The sequence below is a fragment of the Asticcacaulis endophyticus genome, from assembly GCF_014652575.1.
In the GTDB taxonomy this organism is placed as follows: Bacteria; Pseudomonadota; Alphaproteobacteria; order Caulobacterales; family Caulobacteraceae; genus Asticcacaulis; species Asticcacaulis endophyticus.
In genome coordinates this window covers 154282-175142 of sequence record NZ_BMZB01000005.1, presented here as the reverse complement: position 1 = coordinate 175142, position 20861 = coordinate 154282, and the positions used below count along the sequence as shown (strand labels likewise).

The window sequence follows — 20861 nt, the reverse complement described above, 5'->3', positions numbered from 1 at the left end:
GATAACAAGATGACAGCTTTGTATTCGGTATACGATTTAAGCCGTGGGAACCTGTGGGGGGAATATGATGCTATCGCGGTACGGCTTGAAAGCCATTGTCCTGACAATAATTATGTTTTCGGCCCCGGCCCACGCGGCATGGCTTCGCGCCGAAAGCCCAAACTTCATTGTCTATAGTGAATTGGGCGACGCAAAAACGCGCGAATACATCCAAAAGCTGGAAGCATTCAGTTACATAACCGATCTGTTTTACAATGAACTGGGGGATATCTCGGCGTCTCAGGGGGCAAAGACGACCTTTTATGCCATGCAGTCGGTCGAAGACTACCGCATCATACGCCCCAATATTCGCTCCAACGGTTTCAACCCATACTATGTGTGTGATGAGGGCGCACAGTTCTTTTCGGTAAAGGACGTTGATCTCAATAACGATGGAGACAACGGCGCACGAATGGTTCCGGGGCTGGATCTCAATCTGGCCTATATGTTTTTTTCGCTGAACCGGACGCAGATGCTTCAGCATTTTTCCTATCGGTTGCCGCCGTGGCTGGAGAACGGATTGGGCTGGTATCTTATGACCGCGATCATCGAAGATGGCCGCGTTGTTATAGGCAATCCTGAACCCGATATCGCCTTTAGCTACGATTTCGCGTTCAGGCAGAGTGACGTTTCCGCAAAGGCCTACCTGTCGGACTTCACGGACATCATTGCCGAAAAACCGGCCAACATTGACAAGCTCACCTCGCGAAATTTCCAGAACTGGCTGATGACGCATTACCTGTTGAGCGACAAAACACACCGAACCGCGCTCAAAGCCTATCTTGATCGCTATGCCGAGGGCGACCAATCCCCGTCTGACGCCTTCAAATCTGCGGGTCTGTCGCCCGGCATGTTCGATCAGGCGCTGAAAACCTATTTTAAGGACGGAGTGCCGGTGCTGGCCTATAAGTTGCCAGCACCGGATCAGGCCACCGTGACCATAACCAACCTGCCGTTCTACAAAGACTCGTTGCCGCTTCTGAATGCGGCCCTTTTGTCGTGCCCTACTGAGGACTATGGCCAAAAACTTACTCAGCGCATTCGTAAGCAGGCCGCTCTGACACCCGGCGATGACCTTAGCCGCCTGACGCTGGCCAGAGCCGAAATACTCTATGGTGATCCGTCCGCGGCCCTGCCCGTGCTGACGGAACGCCTGTCGGCAAACCCAAATGATTTTGAAGTCCATTACTGGCTGGGCAGGGTTTATCTTCGTCAGGCGCAAACCGCGAACGGCAATGACCGCACTCAGGCCTATGCCAGTGCCCGAAAAGAACTGGGCCGCGCCTATAAGTTAAACCAGATCTCCGCGCCCGCCCTTTACTATTACGCTAAGGGGTTTGAGGATCAGCCGGATTTTCCGAACGACAACACGCTTGATGCCGTCACACTGGCCAATGACTATGCCAATAATCAGTATAAGACCTATCAAATCGAGCTTTTGATGAGGCGTGGTGATCGGGACGAGGCCAGCCGTCTGGTCACCGAAAGCCTCAGCAAAAGCACCGACAAGGATACGATTTCGCAATTGAACGGCATTCTAAGCGCCATTACCAAGCCGGAGCCCGCAGATGCCGTGATCTCACGCATCAGGCTTTACAAGGTCTGGCAGGATGAGCAGCGCAACAGATAAAAAAAGGCTCCGGAATAATCCGGAGCCTTTTTCTGTTTTATCCTCACGGACAAACCTTACGACGAATAATATTCGACGACCAGGTTCGGTTCCATCTTAACCGGATAAGGGACTTCCGACAGTTCCGGCATGCGGATGTAGGTTGCCTTCATACCCTTGGCGTCCAGCTCGATATAGTCCGGCACATCGCGCTCAGGCGATTGCAGGGCCTCGAGAACCAGAGCCATGTTGCGCGAACGCTCACGCACCTCAACGACGTCGCCAACCTTGACGCGGTAAGAGGCGATGTTCACCTTCTTACCGTTGACCAGGACGTGGCCGTGGTTGACGAACTGGCGCGCCGCCCAAACGGTCGGCACGAACTTGGCGCGGTACACAACGGCATCCAGACGCGACTCAAGCAGCGAGATCAGGTTTTCCGAGGTGTTACCCTTGCGGCGATCGGCTTCTTCGTAGGTCTTGGAGAATTGCTTTTCGGTGATGTTACCGTAGTAACCCTTCAACTTTTGCTTGGCGCGCAACTGGATACCGAAATCGGAGATCTTTTGCTTGCGACGCTGACCATGCTGGCCGGGGCCATAGGAGCGCTTGTTGACGGGAGACTTAGGACGGCCCCACAGGTTTTCACCCATGACGCGGTCGAGTTTGTACTTAGCGGCATGGCGCTTAGACATATCGTAGACCTTATCAAACCCTGACCGGCTTAAAGCCCTTATGCTTCAAGCGATTTCAACGGCGGCGCAGGATCAATCCGTGTATAAATTCAGATATAATCCGAATTTGAAGCGGCGCTTATGACCGCTAAGCCCTTAAGAGTCAAGGCTGGAGCCGCAACTTTAAGCCCGCCCCTGCCTGCCATACCTTATTTAGAGTGGCGCATATGGTTAACCTTTGCGCAAGAGATTCACCACAGAATTACCCACAGCTTTATCACAACCCGGATGCTTCGTATGTTTTCTCGCTCCCTGTCCGCCAAAATCGCCGGTGTTGGCGCGCTGACCGTCGCGGTCGTGTTTGGCCTTGGTACGCTGTTCATTTCCCAGGAGACGAACACGACCCTGTCGGATCAGAACACGGCCCTGCAAAGCCATGTCGCTGACTATCAGGCCGCCGAGGTGCAGAACAGGCTGGATCTGGCGGCGCGCACGGCCCATGAACTGGCCGGAACCCTGGGCGCGCTCAAGGCTCAGGGCGTGATTGACCGGACGGTATACGACAACATTTTAAAGACCCTGCTGGAGCACAATCCGGATCTGTTGGGGGTTGGGGTTGGTTTTGAACCCGGCGCTCTGGGCGATGATGCAGCCTTTGCCGGAACCGAAGGCCATGACGCGACCGGCCGCTACATGCCCTATTATAATCGCGGCACCGGCAGCATTATCCGCGAAGTTCTGGTCGGCTATGATCAGCCCGGCGCGGGCGACTATTACTTGCGGCCAAAAGCCGAAAACCGGGCCGTGGCCATTGAGCCCTATATTTACCCCATTGCCGGGAAAGACCACCTGATTACCTCCTTTTGTGAGCCTATAGTCTCCGGCGGCAGCTTTGCGGGCGTGTCCTGTGTCGATCTTGATCTGTCCGGGCTTAATACCGACATGGCCAAGGTCAAGCCGTTCGGGGATGGCTTTGTCGCCCTCGTCTCGGCCAGCGGTCTGGCGGTCAGCCACCCTGACGCCAAAAACACCGGCAAGGCCCTGAAAGATGCCGACCCCGGCACGGCCAAAGCCGCCGCCGAGGCCATAACCTCCGGTAAGGGTGTCACTCTGGATGCGTCTGATTGGCGCCACCTCGCCGTTCCGGTCCCTGCGGGCGGCACGGCGGATAAATGGGCCGTGGTCGTGGCGGTGCCGCTGGCCACGCTCAATGCCGATGTCAACCAAAGCAATCATTTCCTGATCATCCTGTCGGTCGTGTCGATCCTGATTGCGGCGGCAATATTGTTTGTGGTGCTCAACAAACTGGTCGGCTCCCCGCTCAAAGGGCTGGGCAAGACGTTTGACCGCATGGCGTCGGGCGATCACGACACCGACGTGCCCGAAGCCAGACGCATCGATGAAATTGGCCTGATCGGCAAGGCGGTGATGGGTTTCCGCGACAGCCTACGCCTTAAAGCCCGCGCCGACGCCGACGAAGACACCCGCCGTCAGACAGGTGCCTCCGAAGAGCGCAAACGCGTCATGGCCCGCATGGCGCAGGAGTTTGAAACCTCCGTAGGCGGCATTGTCGAAACCGTCGCCAAGGCTTCGCGCGACATGAAAAACTCCGCCGAAGCGCTCAATATGATTGCCGCCAATGCGTCGGGGCAAACCATCACCATAGCCTCGGCTACCGAAGAAGCGGCGTCTAACGTGCGCACCGTCGCCGCCGCCTCTGAGGAACTGACCGCGTCGATCAACGAGATCACCTCAAAGGCGCAACAGTCAGGCGACATTGCCCGCAAAGCCGTCGAAGAGGCCAACAAGTCCGACGCCCGTATTCAGGAACTGGAGGCCGCCGCCAGCAAGGTCGGTGAGGTCATTAACTTCATTCAGGCCATCGCTCAGCAGACCAATTTACTGGCGCTGAACGCGACAATCGAAGCCGCCCGCGCCGGTGATGCCGGTAAGGGCTTCGCCGTCGTGGCCACCGAAGTCAAGTCTTTGGCCAGCCAGACGGCCAAGGCCACGGACGATATTTCCGAGCAGATCGACGCCATCCAGAACGCCACCCGCGGCACGGTTGAGGCCATCCACGCTATCCGCGACGTCATCCACGACATGAGCGATATCGCGCTCGCCATCTCGGCGGCCATGGAGCAGCAGGGTGCAGCGACCGATGACATCGCCCGCAACGTCCACGAAGCGTCCAAGGGCACTGATGAGGTCGCCAGCCACATCCATTCGATCTCCGTCGCCACGCAGGAAACCGGCGATGCCTCGTCTCAGGTTCTGGAGACTGCCGACAATCTGGTGACCCAATCGGATTCTCTGCGCCAGCAGGTTCAGCAGTTCGTGGCCCAAATCCGCCACGGCTGATAACCCTTACAGCCGCTAAAAATATCAACGCCCGCAAGCTTAACTTGCGGGCGTTTTCGTTATTCGCTTTTCGCGTGGAACAACAGCTTATCTATCCGCCGTTCGTCCATATCGACGATTTCAACATCATAGGGCTCAAGCCGCACGATCTCGCCTTCCTTGGGGAAGCGGCCCAGTTCGTTGAGGATCAGGCCGGCCACCGTGTGAAAGCCAGCCCCGGCTTCAAAGTTTTCGCCAATGGCATCGCCCAGTTCCATAAGGTCAGCCCGACCGTCCACAAGGAATGATCCGTCTTCACGACGCACGATCATCAGGCGGCCATCATCGTGGGCTTCATCAAAGTCACCGGCGATCATTTCCAGCAGATCGGTGGGCGTCAGAACACCTTCGATGGTGCCAAACTCATTGACGACCAGCGCGATGTGAACCTTTGACGATTTGAAAAGCTCCAGCGCGTGCAGCAACGACGTGGTATCCGGAATGAAAATCGGATCATGGACCAAAGCCTCAAGATTGAACTTTTCACCGCGCATAAAAGCATCGGCAATGTCGCGTTTATGAGCGACACCGACCGGATTTTCAAAATCCTGACCGCGCACCACGACAAAGCGCGAATAGGGACAGGCCCGGATATCCTCAATCACGACCTCTTCGGTGTCATCTAGCGATACCCAGTAAACTTCGGGGCGCGGCGTCATGGCCACGCGCACCACGCGGTCGCCCAGGCGCATCACTTCGGTCATCATCTGCTGCTCAGCCGGTTCAATCAGCCCGGCACCCATACCTTCGGCCAGCGCGGTCTCGACCTCTTCCTGGGTGATGGTTTCGCCCTTTTCATCCTTAATGCCCAATAGCCGCAGCACAAGGGTGGTCGATCCGGTCAAAAGCGTCACAAACGGCCCCATCGCCATGGCCATCAACGACAAGGGCCGCGCCACAACGCCTGCAATCGTTTCCGGGAAAATCAGCGCTATGCGCTTGGGCACCAGTTCACCGACAATCAGCGACAGATAGGTCAGGATAACGACCACGATGCCGGTGGATATGCCCTCAGAGTACGGTGCCAAGGCCGGCACGCTGGTTTCCAGAATCTTATCCAGCTCACTGGCAATCGTCGCCTGCCCATAGGCCCCGGCCAGAATACCGATAAGGGTAATCCCTACTTGCACCGCCGACAGGAACCGGGTCGGATCGTTGGACAGTTTCAGGGCGGCCTGCGCACCCTTATCCCCCCGATCGGCACGGCTTTGGAGTTTACCACGGCGGGACGAGACGACCGCCAGTTCAGACATGGCAAATATGCCGTTCAGCACTACCAGCAGCAGCACAACGACACAGGCAAAAAGTAACATTGAGGGAGGATTCCAGACGAAGCCTTATTCGGCTCCGCCGGTTATGGTAATCATTAAGCTTAGCAGATGCAATAAATTACCCTGAAATTTTCAGGGGATTGCAGCTAACAGTTTCGTTATTTCAGCCTGACTCAGGCTGAAATACAAATAAATCCGTGTGATCTTTCTCCTCCCCATTTTATGGGGAGGTGGCGAGTTTACGAGACGGAGGGGTATTGTCGATGATGATATACCCCTCCGTCAGCCCTTCCGGACTGACACCTCCCCATAAAATGGGGAGGAGGTTGAGGCTTTTAAATTGTAATTATCCCTTGAGTCTTTCGGCATGGAAGGCCAGATGATCATCGATGAAGCTTGTGATAAAATAATAGCTGTGGTCATAGCCCGCGTGGCGGCGCACGGTGATCTTTTGGCCCGCGCCGGACGCGGCCTGCTCCAGCAGGTGCGGCTTTAACTGGGTTTCCAGAAACTGATCGCCAAGCCCCTGATCAATCAGGATATCATCAAAGCCAGAGGCCCGCCCCTGCGCGATCAATGCCGCCGCGTCGTGGCGCTGCCATGCGGTGCGATCCTCACCCAGATATGCGGTCAGCGCCTTTTGCCCCCAAGGACAGTTGAGGGGCGAGGCGATCGGCGCAAAGGCCGACATCGACTTGAAATGATGCGGGTGGTTCATGGCCAGGGTCAGCGCGCCATGCCCACCCATCGAATGGCCACTGATACCGACGCGCGTCATATCCGCCGGAAAATGCTCCGCAATCAGGCTCAGCACATCCTTGGTGACATAGGATTCCATCTGAAAATGCGCAGCCCACGGGGCCTCGGTGGCATCGACATAAAACCCAGCCCCCTGCCCCAGATCGTAACCCTCATCATTGGCCACACCGTCGCCGCGCGGGGAGGTATCGGGGGCGACGATCATCAGGCCCAGTTCGGCGGCGCGTTTGTAGGCCCCGGCCTTTTCGGTGAAGTTATTGGCCGTACAGGTCAGGCCCGACAGCCACACCAGCACCGGATGCGGCCCCTCACCATCTGGGACAAATACACTTAACGCCATAGACGTGCCGGTAGAGGCCGCCTCATGACGCACAAATTTCAGATCGCCACCAAACAGGCGGTGATGGGCCGTGACTTCCATTATTTAACTATCCTTCACCGGACGGCGCATATCGACCGACGGCAGAAACACGCCGCCCAGATCGATATCGACAGCCCCTGCCCGCTCAAAGCCCAGCTTGGCGTAAAACGCCTCGGCATTCAGGCCCGACAGGCAGCGGATTTCCCGCGCCCCGGCATTGGCGATCAGGCTACGGCAGTGGCGGAACAGCTTGCGCCCCAGACCAAAGCCCGAAAAATCCGGATGGACGGCGAAATGGCGGATATGGGCCACGCCTTCAATGACTTCACCGGTGACCGGATCATCCAGCGTCCACCCGCCCGACGCCACCACCTGACCGTCCATGTCGGCCAGAACGTAAAACGTCCCGCTGGTCAAAAGCTTAGGGTTGATTTTCGATATGGTCGGCAAGACCGCATCGACCAGATCCGTACCGTAGGACCGCCGCAAGCCTTCGGCAAAGGCGGTCTCCAGCATGTCCTCAATCTCTTCGCGGTCTTCCGGCCGGGCGACACTGATCTCCAGCGACTGGGCGTATTCCTTATCCGCTCCGGCCTCAAAGCCGTAGAGGATATGCTCCTCCCACGGCCATTGGCCTTTCCAGCCTTTTTCAAGGCAGGCGGAATGGGCCCAGAAATCCTGTGCCAGCGGTGCAAACTTATCGGCCCGCCAATGCGGCATCCAGGTCGCGGTCAGCATGACGGCTGAGCTTTCATCCTCAATCGCCACCCCGCAAAACACGCAGTGAAATTCGTGGGCATCCACGATATCGTCGTCATCGTCCGTCATGTTCGTCTGTCGATTCCCTTAACTACTTAAAAGACTACGACAGAACGGATGCTTTCGCCACGGTGCATCAGATCAAAGGCATCATTGATTTTCTCTAAGGGCAGGATGTGGGTGATCATCGGATCGATCTCGATCTTGCCGTCCATATACCAGTCAACAATCTTTGGCACGTCAGTACGGCCGCGCGCGCCACCAAAGGCCGAGCCTTTCCAGACGCGCCCCGTAACCAGTTGGAACGGGCGGGTCTTGATCTCAGCGCCTGACGGAGCCACGCCGATGATGATGCTTTCGCCCCAACCGCGGTGGCAGGCTTCCAGCGCCTGACGCATGACCTCGACATTGCCGGTGCAGTCAAAGGTGTAGTCCGCCCCGCCGCCGGTCAGTTCGACCAGATGGGCGACGATATCGCCGTCGATTTTTTTCGGATTGACGAAGTGGGTCATGCCAAAGCGCTTACCCCACTCGGCCTTATCGTCATTGATGTCGACGCCGACGATCTTGTCGGCCCCGACCATCTTCAGGCCCTGAATGACATTAAGCCCGATCCCGCCAAGACCAAACACCACCGCGTTGGCGCCCGGCTCAACCTGAGCCGTATTGGTCACCGCCCCCACCCCGGTCGTGACGCCGCAGCCGATGTAGCAGACCTTATCAAAGGGGGCATCAGTGCGGATCTTGGCCAGCGCGATTTCCGGCATGACCGTATGATTAGCAAAGGTCGAGCAGCCCATATAGTGATGGATCGCCTGGCCTTTGTAGGAAAACCGGGACGTGCCGTCCGGCATCAGACCTTTACCCTGAGTTGCACGAATCGCCGTACACAGATTCGTCTTGCGCGACAGGCACGACTTACATTGGCGGCATTCCGGCGTATAAAGCGGGATAACATGGTCACCCGGCTTTAACGAAACGACGCCCGGACCGACCTCAACCACCACGCCCGCCCCTTCGTGACCGAGGATCGAGGGGAACAAACCCTCCGAATCCAGACCGTCCAGGGTGTAGGCATCGGTATGGCAAATGCCGGTCGCTTTTATCTCGACCAGAACCTCACCGAATTTGGGGCCTTCGAGATCAACTTCCACGATTTCCAAGGGCTTTTTGGCTTCAAAGGCAACGGCGGCGCGGGTCTTCATGGGGTATCCTTTTAAGGGTATAAATCGTTGAGCATGGTAACATGTCACATGCCCGATTCCAGCGTTTATATTAGAAATTATTTTCCAATGAAATCAGAATATTGACCTACTCACACAACTGAACGTGATGGTTAAAAATCAGCTTTTGTTAACGATGATTAGCTATGTTGAGGACAGCCTTGAGTTTCGCTTAAACGGGACAAACCCATGACCATAAAGACCAGAATTCTCGCCCTAGTTGCAGCCTTTGCGCTGATGGCCAGCGCCATCACCGGCCTTGGCCTGATCACCATCGGCGATTACGACAAGATGATCGACGACTACGGCAGCGCCTATGAAAACGCCTATAATGGTGAGCGCCTCAACCGCCTTGTGACCGCCGTTGTGATGGAATCGCGCGGCGTCTATATGGCCAGCGACATCGACGGTGCTAAAAAATTCGCCGACGGCATCGACAAGAATCTTGATGAAATGATGGGGATGCTGGCGACGTGGAAAACCTCGCTGCGTGGTGATGAACTGCCGGAATTTGCCAAGGTCGAAGCGCGGTCGCAGGAGTTCAACACCTTCCGCCGCGAAGTCGCCCGTCTTGGCCGTGACGTGTCACCGCAGGATGCCAATGTCATGGGCAATAACGACGCCAACCGTGAAAACCGCAAGGCCTTCCAGCAAGAGATCGATGCGATGGTAAAGACCATCCGCGCCGATCTTGATCGTTCCGAAAGCGCTATCAACAAATATAACGATACCCGCGCCATGCTGTTTCTGCTGATGGCCGCGTCGGGCATTGTCTTTCTGGTGTGCGCCTCGCTGTGGGTGGCGATCAATTCGATTTCCCGTCCGCTCCAGAACGTCACCGGCAGTGTGAATAAGATCTCTGACGGCGCCTACGACACGGTCATCCCCGAAGCCAAGGGCAAGGACGAAATCTCCAGCCTGTGGCGCTCGATCCGCGTCCTGCGTGATCGCGCTGCCGAAGCCGAAGCGCTTAAAGGCGAACAGCAACTGGCCGAAAAACGTGCCTACGCTGAACTGATGCAGGAACGTAACCGCATCGCCTCCGAGTTTGAAAAGCATATGGGCGAACTGGCGACCCGCTTCATCAATTCCTCACGCACAGTGGCTGATGCCGCCCGCGGTCTGTCGGAAAATGCCGACGACACCAATACCCGCGCCGCGTCTGTGTCCTCTGCCGCGATCGAAGCCGCCAACAACGTCCAGAACGTCGCCGCAGCTACCGAAGAACTGTCGGCCAGCGTCGGTGAAATCAACCAGCAGGTCATCCGCACCTCAGAAGTCACCCGTCTGGCGGTCGTAGAAGCCCAAAAGACCGAACAGGCCATCCAGACCCTTCAGGTTGCCGCCAATGAAATCGGTGAAGTCATCAACCTGATTCAGGCCATTGCCGCCCAGACCAACCTTTTGGCGCTCAACGCCACCATCGAGTCGGCCCGTGCCGGCGAAGCGGGCAAAGGCTTTGCGGTTGTGGCCTCTGAGGTCAAGCAACTGGCACAGCAAACCGCCAAAGCCACCGACGATATTCGCACCAAGATCTCGGAAATCCAGTCGGCGACCACCATCACTGTGGGCTCCATTGACGCCATTGTCCGCACCATTGAAACCATCGGCCAGTTGACCTCATCGATCGCCGCTTCGGTTGAACAGCAAGGGGCCGCGACCAATGAAATCGCTAACAACACCAATTTGGCGGCCTCTGGCACCCGCGACGTGACCGGCCATATCACCGGCGTGGGCCGTGCAGCCCAATCGACCGGCGAAGCGGCTCAGTCGCTGCTCAGCCTGTCGTCCGACCTCGAAGGCCGCTCCGAAGACCTTCAGGCCGAGGTGGTCAGCTTCGTGACCCGCCTGCGCGCCGCATAAGGCCGCCAACCGCACTCATGAAAAGCCCCCGGTGTTCGCCGGGGGCTTTTTTATTTGTTCGGAATCTTACGCCGCTTGTGCTGCGTCCGTAAATTGATCAAAGGCCGCGATTGCATCCGCGGCATACATCAGCGACGGGCCGCCGCCCATGTAGATGGCCATACCCAGCGTTTCCTCAACCTCCGACTTGGTGGCCCCCAACCGAACCAGAGCTTCGGTATGAAAGCCTATGCAGCCATCGCACCGCGTCGACACACCAATCGCCAGCGCGATCAATTCTTTCGTCTTTTTATCCAGCGCACCGTCCTTGGTGGCCGCCTGCGCCAGCGCGGAAAAGCCCGCCATAGTCTCATGTATGTCGCGGCGCAGGGTTTTCAAATTCCCTGAAATGCGACGGGTAATATCGGGATAGGATTTGGTCATGGCTCTAAACCTCAATAAATTTTCGCCACCATCGGCTCTTGAATAATTTAGAATTATCTAATATATTTACAAGAGCCAAAGGACAAAATATTTCATGCCCACTACTGACACCCCCGCCGACGTTCTGGAACGCAATGCCGCTGAGGCCGAAGCCATGCTTAAGCTTTTGGCTAACCGGCATCGCCTGCTGATCCTGTGCCAGCTTATCGATCAGAGAAGATCAGTAGGTGAGCTCAATGAAAATATTCATCTTTCTCAATCAGCCTTGTCACAACATCTGGCCAAGATGCGCGCCCAAGGTCTGATTGAAGCCGAAAAACAAGGCCAGATGGTCTATTACCGTCTAGCCAACCCCAAGGTCACCGCCCTGTTGTCCACCCTGTATCTGATCTACTGCCAATCCTGAAATAAATTAGATAACTCTAATAGATTGAGTGAAACATGCCTGTAAAATCTGTTGACGCCCCCACCCTGAAACAATGGCTGAACCATAATGAAGCCATTTTGATTGATGTGCGCGAACCTTCCGAACATGCCGCCGAGCATATTGCCGGAGCACACCTGATACCGCTCGGCGCTCTGGCCACTACGCCCCTGCCCGCGCTTGATGGACGCATCCTTGCCGTTCACTGCCTTAAGGGCGGACGCGGGCAATCGGCCTGCCAGACCTTGAGCCAGTTATATCCCGATCTTGAAATCCATAATCTGGAAGGCGGCATCAGCGCCTGGACGGCGGCAGGCTTTGCTACCGAAAAACCGGGCACCCGCCTCACCCTGCCGCTGGATCGCCAGACGCAATTAACGATCGGGCTGGGGGTTTTGGCGTTTGCGCTCCTTAGCGTCTTTGTAAACCCTCACTTCATCTGGGGCGCGGCCTTTTTCGGTGCGGGCCTGATCTTTGCGGGCCTCACCGGCATCTGCGGCCTGGCTAGAGTTCTGGCGCACATGCCTTGGAACCGTCCAAAAGCGATCCGATAATCTTTGGTAATCACTGTTGAGTGAGCATTTCAGAGGCGGGCGCGTAACAGGCTTTACATTTTTAACCGATTGGTCATGTCTATACTTTGAATATACGCCCTACGATAACAGAGAGGACAAAACCTTTGAGTCCCGCGCCAACCTCCGAAGCCACTGCCCGCCATCTGCTGGTCGTCGATGACGATGACCGCATCCGCACCCTGCTAAAGGAGTTCCTGTCGCGGCAGGGCTTTCGCGTCACCGCCGCCGCCCATGCCGATGCCGCCAAGCGCATGTTGCAGTTGCTGGATTTCGACCTGCTGATTCTGGATGTCATGATGCCGGGCGAAGACGGCTTTTCGCTGTCGAAATGGGTGCGGGCCAATTCCAACGTGCCGATCCTGATCCTGACCGCGCGCGGTTTGCCTGACGACCGCATCATGGGCCTGTCGCTGGGGGCCGATGATTATCTGTCCAAACCGTTTGAACCACAGGAACTTTTGCTGCGGATCGAGGCGATCCTGCGTCGTACGGGTGTGAAACCGGCTTTGCCGCGTGAGATTCATATCGGGGCCTTTACCTTTGACCTTGAACGCTCGGAGCTGACCAAGGCCGGGGCGTTGGTGCGCCTGACCGAGGCCGAGGCACAACTGCTGAAATATCTGGCTGAACGCGCCAATGTGCCCGTCGACCGTATGGAACTGGCCAAGGACAGCGTTGATACCACCGGCCGCGCCGTCGATGTTCAGGTTACCCGCCTGCGCCGCAAGATTGAAAACGATCCTAAAAACCCGCGCTATCTGCAAACCGTGCGCGGCAAGGGCTATATGCTGGCACCTGATTAAGTTATGAAACTGCGCCTGCCCAAAATCAGCCTGTGGCCCAAGTTCATCAAGCGCAGCATCCCCAAAACCCTGTGGGGCCGCGCGCTGCTGATCATCGTCCTGCCGGTGGCGCTGATGCAGTTTGCGGTAACCTGGGCGTTCTTTGATATGCACTGGGAAACCGTGACGGCGCGCCTATCCGAAGGGCTGGTCGGTGATATAGTCTGGGCGGTCGATGCCTATGAGGCCGACCCGACCACGCAGAACATGACGCGCATCTCCGAGCAGGCGCAAAAGGCCATGCAGCTCTCTATCGTGTACCAACCGCACAAAGCCCTGCCGGAGCGCCGCCGTCCGAACCCCTGGGCCGCGCTTGATCGCTCACTCAAGCGCGCCCTGCAAAACCAGCTTGATGATCCGTTCTGGTTCGATACCACCCGATATGCCGGTGCCGTCGATATCCGTGTTCAGGTCGACGGCGGGGTCATGCGTATCATTGCGCCCCGTGAGCGGGCCTTTGCGACCCGCGCCCATATCTTTATCTTGTGGATGGGCGGCGCGACCTTTTTCCTGACAACCATATCTATCCTGTTTATCCGCAACCAGGTCCGCGCCATTGAGCGGCTGGCCCGCGCGGCTGAGGCTTTTGGCAAGGGTGAAGATGATCCGGGCTTTAAGCCCTACGGCGCCGCCGAAGTCCGCGCCGCCGCCCACGCCTTCCTGAAGATGAAAGCCCGCATCCAGCGCCATATCGAACAGCGCACGACCTTGCTGGCGTCCGTGTCCCACGATTTGCGCACCCCGCTGACCCGGCTTAAGCTGGAACTGGCCATGGCCCCCCAGGACACCGCGACCGAACGCATGAAGCAGGACGTGTCGGAAATGGCCTATATGATCGACGAATATCTGGCCTTTGCGCGCGGTGAGATGCAGGACACGCAGGAGGATGTCTCGATCAACGGTTTGCTGGCCGCACTCAATGACAGCATCGAACGCTCAGGCCATAAGCTGCAACTGTCGCCGCTTAGCGAAGATGTCACCATATCGGCCCGCGAAATGGGCCTTCAACGTGCCCTGACCAATCTGATCATGAACGGCTTTCACCACGCCAAGGTCGTCGCGGTCAGTGCTGAGGTCGAGGTCAAGGCCACGATTAACAAGACGGGTGGCCCGGCCCGACTGCTGCACATCTATGTCGATGATGATGGGCCAGGCATTGCCCCTGATAAGCGCGAAGATGCCATGAAGGCCTTTTCACGGCTAGACGAATCCCGCAATCAGAACGTCAAGGGCGTCGGCTTGGGCTTGTCGATCGCCCATGACATCATCCGTGGCCACGGCGGCGAGCTGGTGCTCGACCAGAGCCCGCTGGGCGGGCTCCGGGCCGATATCCGGTTGCCAGTCGCCTGACTTTACCACTTAATCCTTGGGGTCAGCTACACACGCCCCGCCGTCCGGCCCAACAGCACCGATGCATTTACGGGTCGCCAGCATCGGTTCTTTCAGTTCAAGCAGACGGTTGGTGCCATCCTTGCGCCGCTCAAGGTCAAAACCGTCATAGAGCTTGCCTGACGCCGTATAGCTGCGCAATTTCAGGCGTGCCCCGTCGACATCGATGATCTGATAAAGCTCGGTCGCTTCGGCCACCTTATCGGGCTGAGTGCCGGAACGATTATTCAGACCATACATCTTTGAGCCGGTTACGGAGACCAGATAGACCGGGCCCTGCGCCTTACCGCCTTTGCGCGCGGTGATGCCCGCTGCGCGTCCGACCTCAGAGCTTAGGCGACTATAACAATGGTCATGACCTTGCAGCACCAGATCGACCTTGTGCTTATCAAACACAGGCTTCCAGGCGGCTTTGAGCACTTCGGTGTCGTTCGGACGCGCGCAGGTGAATATCGGCTGGTGGAACAGCACGAAGTTCCAGTTGGCTTTGCTGTCGGTCAGGGTCTTATCCAGCCACTGGGTTTGAGACTGAAGCTGCCCCAGATCAAGGGCCGCTGTACCATCCAGCACGATAAAGCGCGCGCCCTGATAATCGACAAAGTATGAGGTTTTCTCAACCCCCGGCGCACCATTGGCAGGCAGCGCAAACTGAACCTGCCAGTACGGCCCCAGCCTGCGCGATTCAATGCCATCGGGCAGGATCAGGTCAGCATATTCGTGGTTTCCAGTCGCCGGGATCTGCGGCACCATAGAATAGTTATAGCCACCGGCCTGCGTCCACTCGCCCCACTCATCGTCGTGATCCAGATTGTCGCGCTGGGCCGCCAGATCGCCGGCATGGACGACCAGATCGACCTTGCCCTCATGGAAGCCCTGACGGATCACCCGCGACGCAAAGGTCAGGATGCCGTTCTGGGTGTCGCCCAGATACATGAACCGGAACGGTTCTGGCGTCGTTTTGGCGGTCTTGAACTGATGCCATTCGCTCCAACCCGCCGAGCCTTTGACCCGGTAAGCATAGACGGTATCGGGCGTTAAGCCGGTGAAACGCACCTGCTGATAGTGGGCCAGCCCGTTGGACGACGGGAAATAGGTGGTAGTGCCGGTGACGGTTTGCGCCTTTTCCTCTAGCGTCGGGCCATCGACCGCGACCGCAATTTGCGCCTGGGCCGTGCGTTGCAGGCTGTCGGTGCGAAACGATACCGCCATTTCCACCGCCGGATTGGCTCCGGGTGTCAGCACGATCCGGTCAGGAATGGATTTGACGCCGTAAGGCAGACCGGCGGTGCGCGGCACCTCAAGCGGCGGCAGGTCATCAGCAACGACGGCCAGCGGTACAAGGGTGGCAACACTGCACAGCAGGGCTAAACACAAGGATTTCATGGCAAAAGCCTCTTTTGTAAACGCAAAGGCAGCGCCCTCACCTTTCGGTAAGGACACTGCCCCCGCTTCGTTTTATCAAACCTGCCGCTTAGAACGTCGCGCGGAAGGTCAACTGATACAGCACTCCCGATTTTTCGGATTCGCGCTCATATTCATCAAGATCGTCAGCCCGGCGGTTGGCGATGATTTCATCAATCGAGTCACCGTCATATTTGCGGAACACTTCGGCCTTTTCAGCGTCAAGAATGTTCTGGGCCGACAGACGCACCACCATGGTCTTACCCAGACGCTTTTCAACAAAGGCTTCCAGGTTCGGATCATAATCTACGCTGGCGACTTCATCGACCGCATAGGCCACACCGGTATCACGGCCATAGAGGCTGGCCCCGAAGCTTACGTCCCACTTGGTGATCGTCTTGATGAAGCCGGCGTTATAGACCCACTCCGGCTGGTTGTTGAACTTATGCTTTTCGCCGGTGAACGGATCAGCCACTTCGGAGTCCATCCAGGTATAGTTGAAGAACACACCCGTATCCTTGATACCGAACAGGGTCAGAGGCGCTGAGTAGTCAAGTTCCACACCCCAGGTCTTGCCATCGCCAATATTGCGGGGCTGATAGACCGAGAATTCGTCACCGTCATCTTCAACCGTCTCACCGGTCGAGACCAGATCAATCAGATCTTCGATGTTGCGGTAGAAGAAATTAACCCCGAAAATACCCTGCGACCCGAAGCGATGCTCATAGCCCGCATCCACACCCCAGGACGTTTCGTTCTTCAGATCGGCATTGCCGCGGAAAGCGTTCTCATCGGCAGGCTCTTCGGTTTCAGTGAGCGGCACCATGTCGTCGAAGTCCGGCGAACGTGAGGTGCGCGCCACCGAGAAGCGGAACTGATCATCGCGGCTGGTTTTATACAGCAGATGAACCGACGGCGTCAGAATGCCTTCGTCGTAAGAACCGGTATCATCCTCGCCCGTAACCTCACGATCGGTCATTTCGTAACGTAAGCCCAGATCAACAGTCAGAGCAGCGGTCGGGGTAAAGGTGGCGCGAACGAACGGATCGATATTGGTTTCTTCGATAGTGTAGGTGCCGAGCGGATCAGCGGCGCCATCACGGGTCTTGCGGGTGGTCGAAACCCCAAACTTAAGCTTCATGGCGTCGGTTTTGAAGCCATAGGCCAGCTTGCCGTTATATTCCTCATCGACAATATCGAGAACTTCTTCGTCGTCGAGTTCCAGATCGCTGAGGTCTTCAGCTTCGCCGACATGAACGGTCGTTTCGGTGTGCTCGTCATACTTGTTGTAGCCGAAATCGTATTCTAGCTTACCAAGGCCCAGGCCATATTCACCATCAAGACCAAAGGCGTAGGTTTTTTGGCTAATGCGCTCAGCCTGAACTTCAACTTCGTCAAAATCCGTGAAATCCGGTGCCCCATAGGTTTTGGAGGTTTCATCTTCGTCGCGGTCGGTATTGACGAAGAAACCGTTGAAACGCACGAAGCCGTTATCGAAGGAATGCTTCCATTCACCGTTGATCGAGGTGTCCTTACCGTCACGGGTATCTTCCTGATACTCCATATCGTCGAAGTCGGCATTGTCAGCACCGTAGCGCCAGGAATACTTCTTCTTCGGGTTACGACGGCCCTGATGGTTCACACCGATCCACCAGTCATTGCTCTCGTCGCCGCCAGCATAGGCCGCCGCCAGCGACGGACGGGCTTCGCCGTCACCATTGATCAGCGCACCCGCCTTGATCAGACCGCCGCGCAGTTTGGCGCCGTCTTTCAGAATGACGTTGATCGAACCGGCCATGCCTGAGCGCGGCTGGTCAGCCGCCGGGCTACGAATGATTTCGATGCGATCAACCAGTTCCGACGGAATGCGGTCAACGAAGAACGAACGATCCTTTTCGCCGCCTGGTGCCTTACGGCCATTGATCAGGATGGTGGTGTAACCCGGTGGCAGACCGCGCATGGACACGCCGTCATATTCCAGCATATCCGAGGTGAAGGTGACACCCGGAACGCGCTTAAGCATTTCACCTACCGAAACCGGCTCGAAGCGCTGGAAATACTCGGTGTCATAAACCAGGGTCGGGTTTTCAACCGGCTGACGGTCACGGAACCGGATGTTGCCGGTCACGACGACTTCGGTCATCTCTTCCTTATCAGCAGCGGCCGTGGCGGCAGCATCTTGCGCATAAGCAAAGGGCGCCATCGCAAACGCAAACGGTGCAAGTGCCACGCCCATGGCGAGCTTTTTCACGAGTTTCATAGAATTATTATTCCCAGTCACAGAAGATTAGCCGTGCAAACACACAAAATCTTGGTATTAGCGTTGAAACGCTTACTAACCGGAGCCCATGATGAATTTGCAAAACTTATATGACAGATGTGTGACAGTCGGCATTGCCGCCGTAACTGTGTCTTTATTGTCAGCATGTTCAGGCTTTAATTCGGAACTTATTTCCGATTCAAAGACTATGGCGTTCGGCACAGGCACTCCGGTGCTGGCGTCGGCTGAAACCACCGCCGTCGGCACGGGTTCTGCAGACGCCGCCGACGACCCCGAAATCTACGTCAGCCGCTATTTGCCGGAAACACCGGTCATTCTGGGCACCGACAAGAAGGCCGGGCTTTATGTCTATAACATTGACGGCAGCGTGCGCGATTTTGCCCCGACCGGCCCGCTCAACAATGTTGATCTGCTGGAAATGGACGGTCAGGTTCTGATCGGCACGTCCGACCGTGTGAAGAACGGTGTGGCCCTGTTTGGCCTGGATAAAGACCTGAAGTTGGTCAATCACGGCTTTGTCAGCCTGCCGACCTCCGAGGCTTATGGGTTTTGTATGGCTGCGGTGAAATTTAGCGATAAGACGAGCCCCGTCGTTGTCGTGGTCGGTCAGCGCGGCGATGTCGCCGTCGCCCGCCTGAACGATGTGGGCGGCTATTCAATCATTGACACCCAGCGTTTTGAGGTTGGCTCCCAGTCCGAAGGCTGCGTGATTGATGCCAAAACCGGCGCGCTTTATGTCGGCGAAGAAGCCAAGGGCATCTGGCGCTATGATGTCAGGTCGCCGTCCAACGCCACCCGCGTTCATTTTGCCCCCGCCCCGTCCGACATTCTGAAACCCGATGTCGAGGGCCTGACCCTGATGCACGAGGGCGACAAGACCTATCTGATTGCCTCCTCCCAGGGCGATTCGGCCTTTGCCGTGTGGCAGGTCGATGCCGATCCGGTCTATAAGGGCCGCTTCTCGGTCATGGCCGGCAACGGTATCGACGCGGTCACCGGCACCGATGGTGTCGCGGCGCGTGGCGGGCCGGTCGGCCCCTACCCCAACGGTATTGTCGTCATGCAGGACGATGTCGATTCTGATGGCGAAGCGGCGTCCACCACCCGCGTGAAGCAAAACTTCAAGATCGTGGACTGGAACAACGTCAAGGCAGCACTCAAGATCGACTAAGCTTACGCTGTGGCGGCCGGTTGATCCGAAACCTTGGCGGTCATCATGGCCGTGGCCTTGATCGAGGCGTGGGTGACTCCGGCCATCCGAGCCACCGCCATCTGGCGGTAGTTGTCAAAGCCCTGCACCATACAGGCGCCCGCCGAAGCCTTGGCGGCGGCGCTCAGCACACTCAGATACTCGTTAAGCGCGGCATCTTCGCGTTTAACGCCGTCATATTCAACGCACACCCCCGACAGGCCGCACTTGTGCAGGGTGGCAATGGATTTGCGATCTGCCGAGACCGACCCCACGACGGTCATGCAGAACGGCTTGATCATAGAGACAATCTCAAGTATCCGGTGCGGTGGCACGCCGTCCAAACCGCGCACTTCAAACAGCACCTTAAGCTGCATATCCGTCGCCGCCCTTGACACTTCCTGCGTGATACGGGCCCGCGCCCGGTTAGACGCAAAGGTCGAAAACGCCGCCGGCACGACCATCAGCATCTTACGGGCGTCTGGTTCTTTCAGGCGGATCAGCTTGATGCCCTGCTCGATATTGGCGACATCGACCTGCTCACGCAGGTTCCAGTCCATATTGGCCAGCCCCTTACGGTCCAGCAGGGTATTTTCGCCACCCTCAATCACCATAGCCTCAAGGCGGTGACCGATCATCACCATCTTGCGCATTTCAAACAGAGGCTCTGCGGATGACGCCACCCGCACCGTGCGCCCGGCATAGGCTACGGATTGGGCCACAATCACCGGGCGCTGGATCGCGCTCATCTGCGGGCTGGCCTCCGGACGCTTTTCCGCAGCTTCGGGCATGGCCCCGGGCCGTGCCCTAACGGAATGAGCTTCTTCTTCGTCGCGTTCAAAAAAGCTGTTCATACGGACACGCGCAATGGCAAACTTATCGACATCATAGGCCTCAACGGCATAGAGGGGGACATCTGTGCCGCTCAGGTCGCCCACAAAAAAGTTCCCCAGATCCAGCCACATATCGACCACCGACATGGCACCTTTGCGCGACGCTTCGGTCGGGAGAACCGCCAGCCAGGTATTTTCGGATATGGCTATGCACCAGTTGGGCTCAGGAAAGCGCCGCTCAAACCCGGTCTTTAGATGCTCAAACACCAGCTCGCGTTTGGCATCCCAGCGCGCCCCCATGCGCAGTATAAGCGGCGTGATATTCAGTAAAAACGCCCGCCCGCGCCGATCATGATGGGTTTCACGCAGACGTTCGATGATCTCGACCGCATCATCGCGCTCAAGCACCATGATCTCACGCTCCGTACCCGTCAGGGACGAAACCGTGGAAGCGGTTACACTTTCGGAAGTCTGGGACATTGCGCCCTGCGGTTCCTGTTTACTTATCTGACCAATTTAAGGTCACACTGTTGAAACAAGATTAAT

General features: G+C 57.0%; 17 protein-coding genes. 8 read left to right on the top strand and 9 right to left on the bottom strand.

The genetic code is table 11. The features are described 5' to 3' along the window. Positions 1-112 precede the first annotated feature (112 nt). Positions 113-1669, top strand: coding sequence for a tetratricopeptide repeat protein (locus IE102_RS15595; RefSeq protein WP_189488383.1), 1557 nt, complete (start codon positions 113-115; stop codon positions 1667-1669). A gap of 56 nt (positions 1670-1725) precedes the next feature. On the opposite strand, the gene rpsD is transcribed toward IE102_RS15595, so the two are convergent. Further along, entirely contained in the window at positions 1726-2343 is a 618-nt protein-coding gene (gene rpsD / locus IE102_RS15590; protein ID WP_189488382.1) for a 30S ribosomal protein S4, read from the bottom strand. Between the two features lie 276 nt (positions 2344-2619). Here rpsD and IE102_RS15585 point away from each other — a divergent pair, with 276 nt between their 5' ends. Further along, entirely contained in the window at positions 2620-4683 is a 2064-nt protein-coding gene (locus tag IE102_RS15585) for a methyl-accepting chemotaxis protein (protein ID WP_189488374.1), read from the top strand. A gap of 59 nt (positions 4684-4742) precedes the next feature. Here the strand turns inward: IE102_RS15585 and IE102_RS15580 are convergent, their stop codons facing one another. The 4 genes from IE102_RS15580 to IE102_RS15565 all read right to left on the bottom strand — a co-directional run bounded on the left by IE102_RS15580 (position 4743) and on the right by IE102_RS15565 (position 9077). Further along, entirely contained in the window at positions 4743-6035 is a 1293-nt protein-coding gene (locus tag IE102_RS15580; RefSeq protein ID WP_189488372.1) for a hemolysin family protein, read from the bottom strand. A gap of 304 nt (positions 6036-6339) precedes the next feature. Further along, on the bottom strand, positions 6340-7173 hold the full coding sequence (gene fghA / locus IE102_RS15575) for an S-formylglutathione hydrolase (protein ID WP_189488370.1): 834 nt from the start codon (positions 7171-7173) through the stop codon (positions 6340-6342). 3 nt (positions 7174-7176) lie between these two features. Continuing rightward, positions 7177-7941: a GNAT family N-acetyltransferase gene (locus IE102_RS15570; protein ID WP_189488368.1), complete on the bottom strand. Its 765-nt coding sequence runs from the start codon at positions 7939-7941 to the stop codon at positions 7177-7179. 26 nt (positions 7942-7967) lie between these two features. Then, a complete protein-coding gene (locus tag IE102_RS15565) occupies positions 7968-9077 on the bottom strand; it encodes an S-(hydroxymethyl)glutathione dehydrogenase/class III alcohol dehydrogenase (RefSeq protein WP_189488367.1) in 1110 nt (369 codons plus the stop codon). Between the two features lie 207 nt (positions 9078-9284). Here IE102_RS15565 and IE102_RS15560 point away from each other — a divergent pair, with 207 nt between their 5' ends. Then, positions 9285-10958, top strand: a complete 1674-nt coding sequence (locus tag IE102_RS15560; RefSeq protein WP_189488366.1) for a methyl-accepting chemotaxis protein — start codon at positions 9285-9287, stop codon at positions 10956-10958. A 66-nt stretch (positions 10959-11024) separates the two neighbouring features. On the opposite strand, the gene IE102_RS15555 is transcribed toward IE102_RS15560, so the two are convergent. Next, on the bottom strand, positions 11025-11381 hold the full coding sequence (locus tag IE102_RS15555; RefSeq protein ID WP_189488365.1) for a carboxymuconolactone decarboxylase family protein: 357 nt from the start codon (positions 11379-11381) through the stop codon (positions 11025-11027). 94 nt (positions 11382-11475) lie between these two features. Here IE102_RS15555 and IE102_RS15550 point away from each other — a divergent pair, with 94 nt between their 5' ends. The 4 genes from IE102_RS15550 to IE102_RS15535 all read left to right on the top strand — a co-directional run bounded on the left by IE102_RS15550 (position 11476) and on the right by IE102_RS15535 (position 14572). Then, a complete protein-coding gene (locus tag IE102_RS15550; protein WP_189488364.1) occupies positions 11476-11787 on the top strand; it encodes an ArsR/SmtB family transcription factor in 312 nt (103 codons plus the stop codon). A gap of 35 nt (positions 11788-11822) precedes the next feature. Further along, positions 11823-12359, top strand: coding sequence for a rhodanese-like domain-containing protein (locus IE102_RS15545; RefSeq protein ID WP_189488363.1), 537 nt, complete (start codon positions 11823-11825; stop codon positions 12357-12359). Between the two features lie 125 nt (positions 12360-12484). Next, on the top strand, positions 12485-13183 hold the full coding sequence (locus IE102_RS15540) for a response regulator (protein WP_189488362.1): 699 nt from the start codon (positions 12485-12487) through the stop codon (positions 13181-13183). A gap of 3 nt (positions 13184-13186) precedes the next feature. Beyond that, entirely contained in the window at positions 13187-14572 is a 1386-nt protein-coding gene (locus IE102_RS15535) for an ATP-binding protein (RefSeq protein WP_373295614.1), read from the top strand. 9 nt (positions 14573-14581) lie between these two features. On the opposite strand, the gene IE102_RS15530 is transcribed toward IE102_RS15535, so the two are convergent. Then, positions 14582-15994 carry a purple acid phosphatase family protein gene (locus tag IE102_RS15530; protein ID WP_189488360.1) on the bottom strand — a complete coding sequence of 471 codons (1413 nt, stop codon included), beginning with the start codon at positions 15992-15994 and terminating at the stop codon, positions 14582-14584. Positions 15995-16082: 88 nt separating this feature from the next. Continuing rightward, positions 16083-18272 carry a TonB-dependent receptor plug domain-containing protein gene (locus IE102_RS15525; RefSeq protein WP_189488359.1) on the bottom strand — a complete coding sequence of 730 codons (2190 nt, stop codon included), beginning with the start codon at positions 18270-18272 and terminating at the stop codon, positions 16083-16085. Positions 18273-18393: 121 nt separating this feature from the next. Between IE102_RS15525 and IE102_RS15520 the strand changes: the two genes are divergently transcribed. Then, complete coding sequence (locus IE102_RS15520; RefSeq protein WP_229807803.1) at positions 18394-19464, top strand: phytase; 1071 nt, start codon at positions 18394-18396, stop codon at positions 19462-19464. 2 nt (positions 19465-19466) lie between these two features. Here the strand turns inward: IE102_RS15520 and IE102_RS15515 are convergent, their stop codons facing one another. Continuing rightward, on the bottom strand, positions 19467-20795 hold the full coding sequence (locus IE102_RS15515; RefSeq protein WP_189488358.1) for a hypothetical protein: 1329 nt from the start codon (positions 20793-20795) through the stop codon (positions 19467-19469). Positions 20796-20861 lie beyond the last annotated feature (66 nt).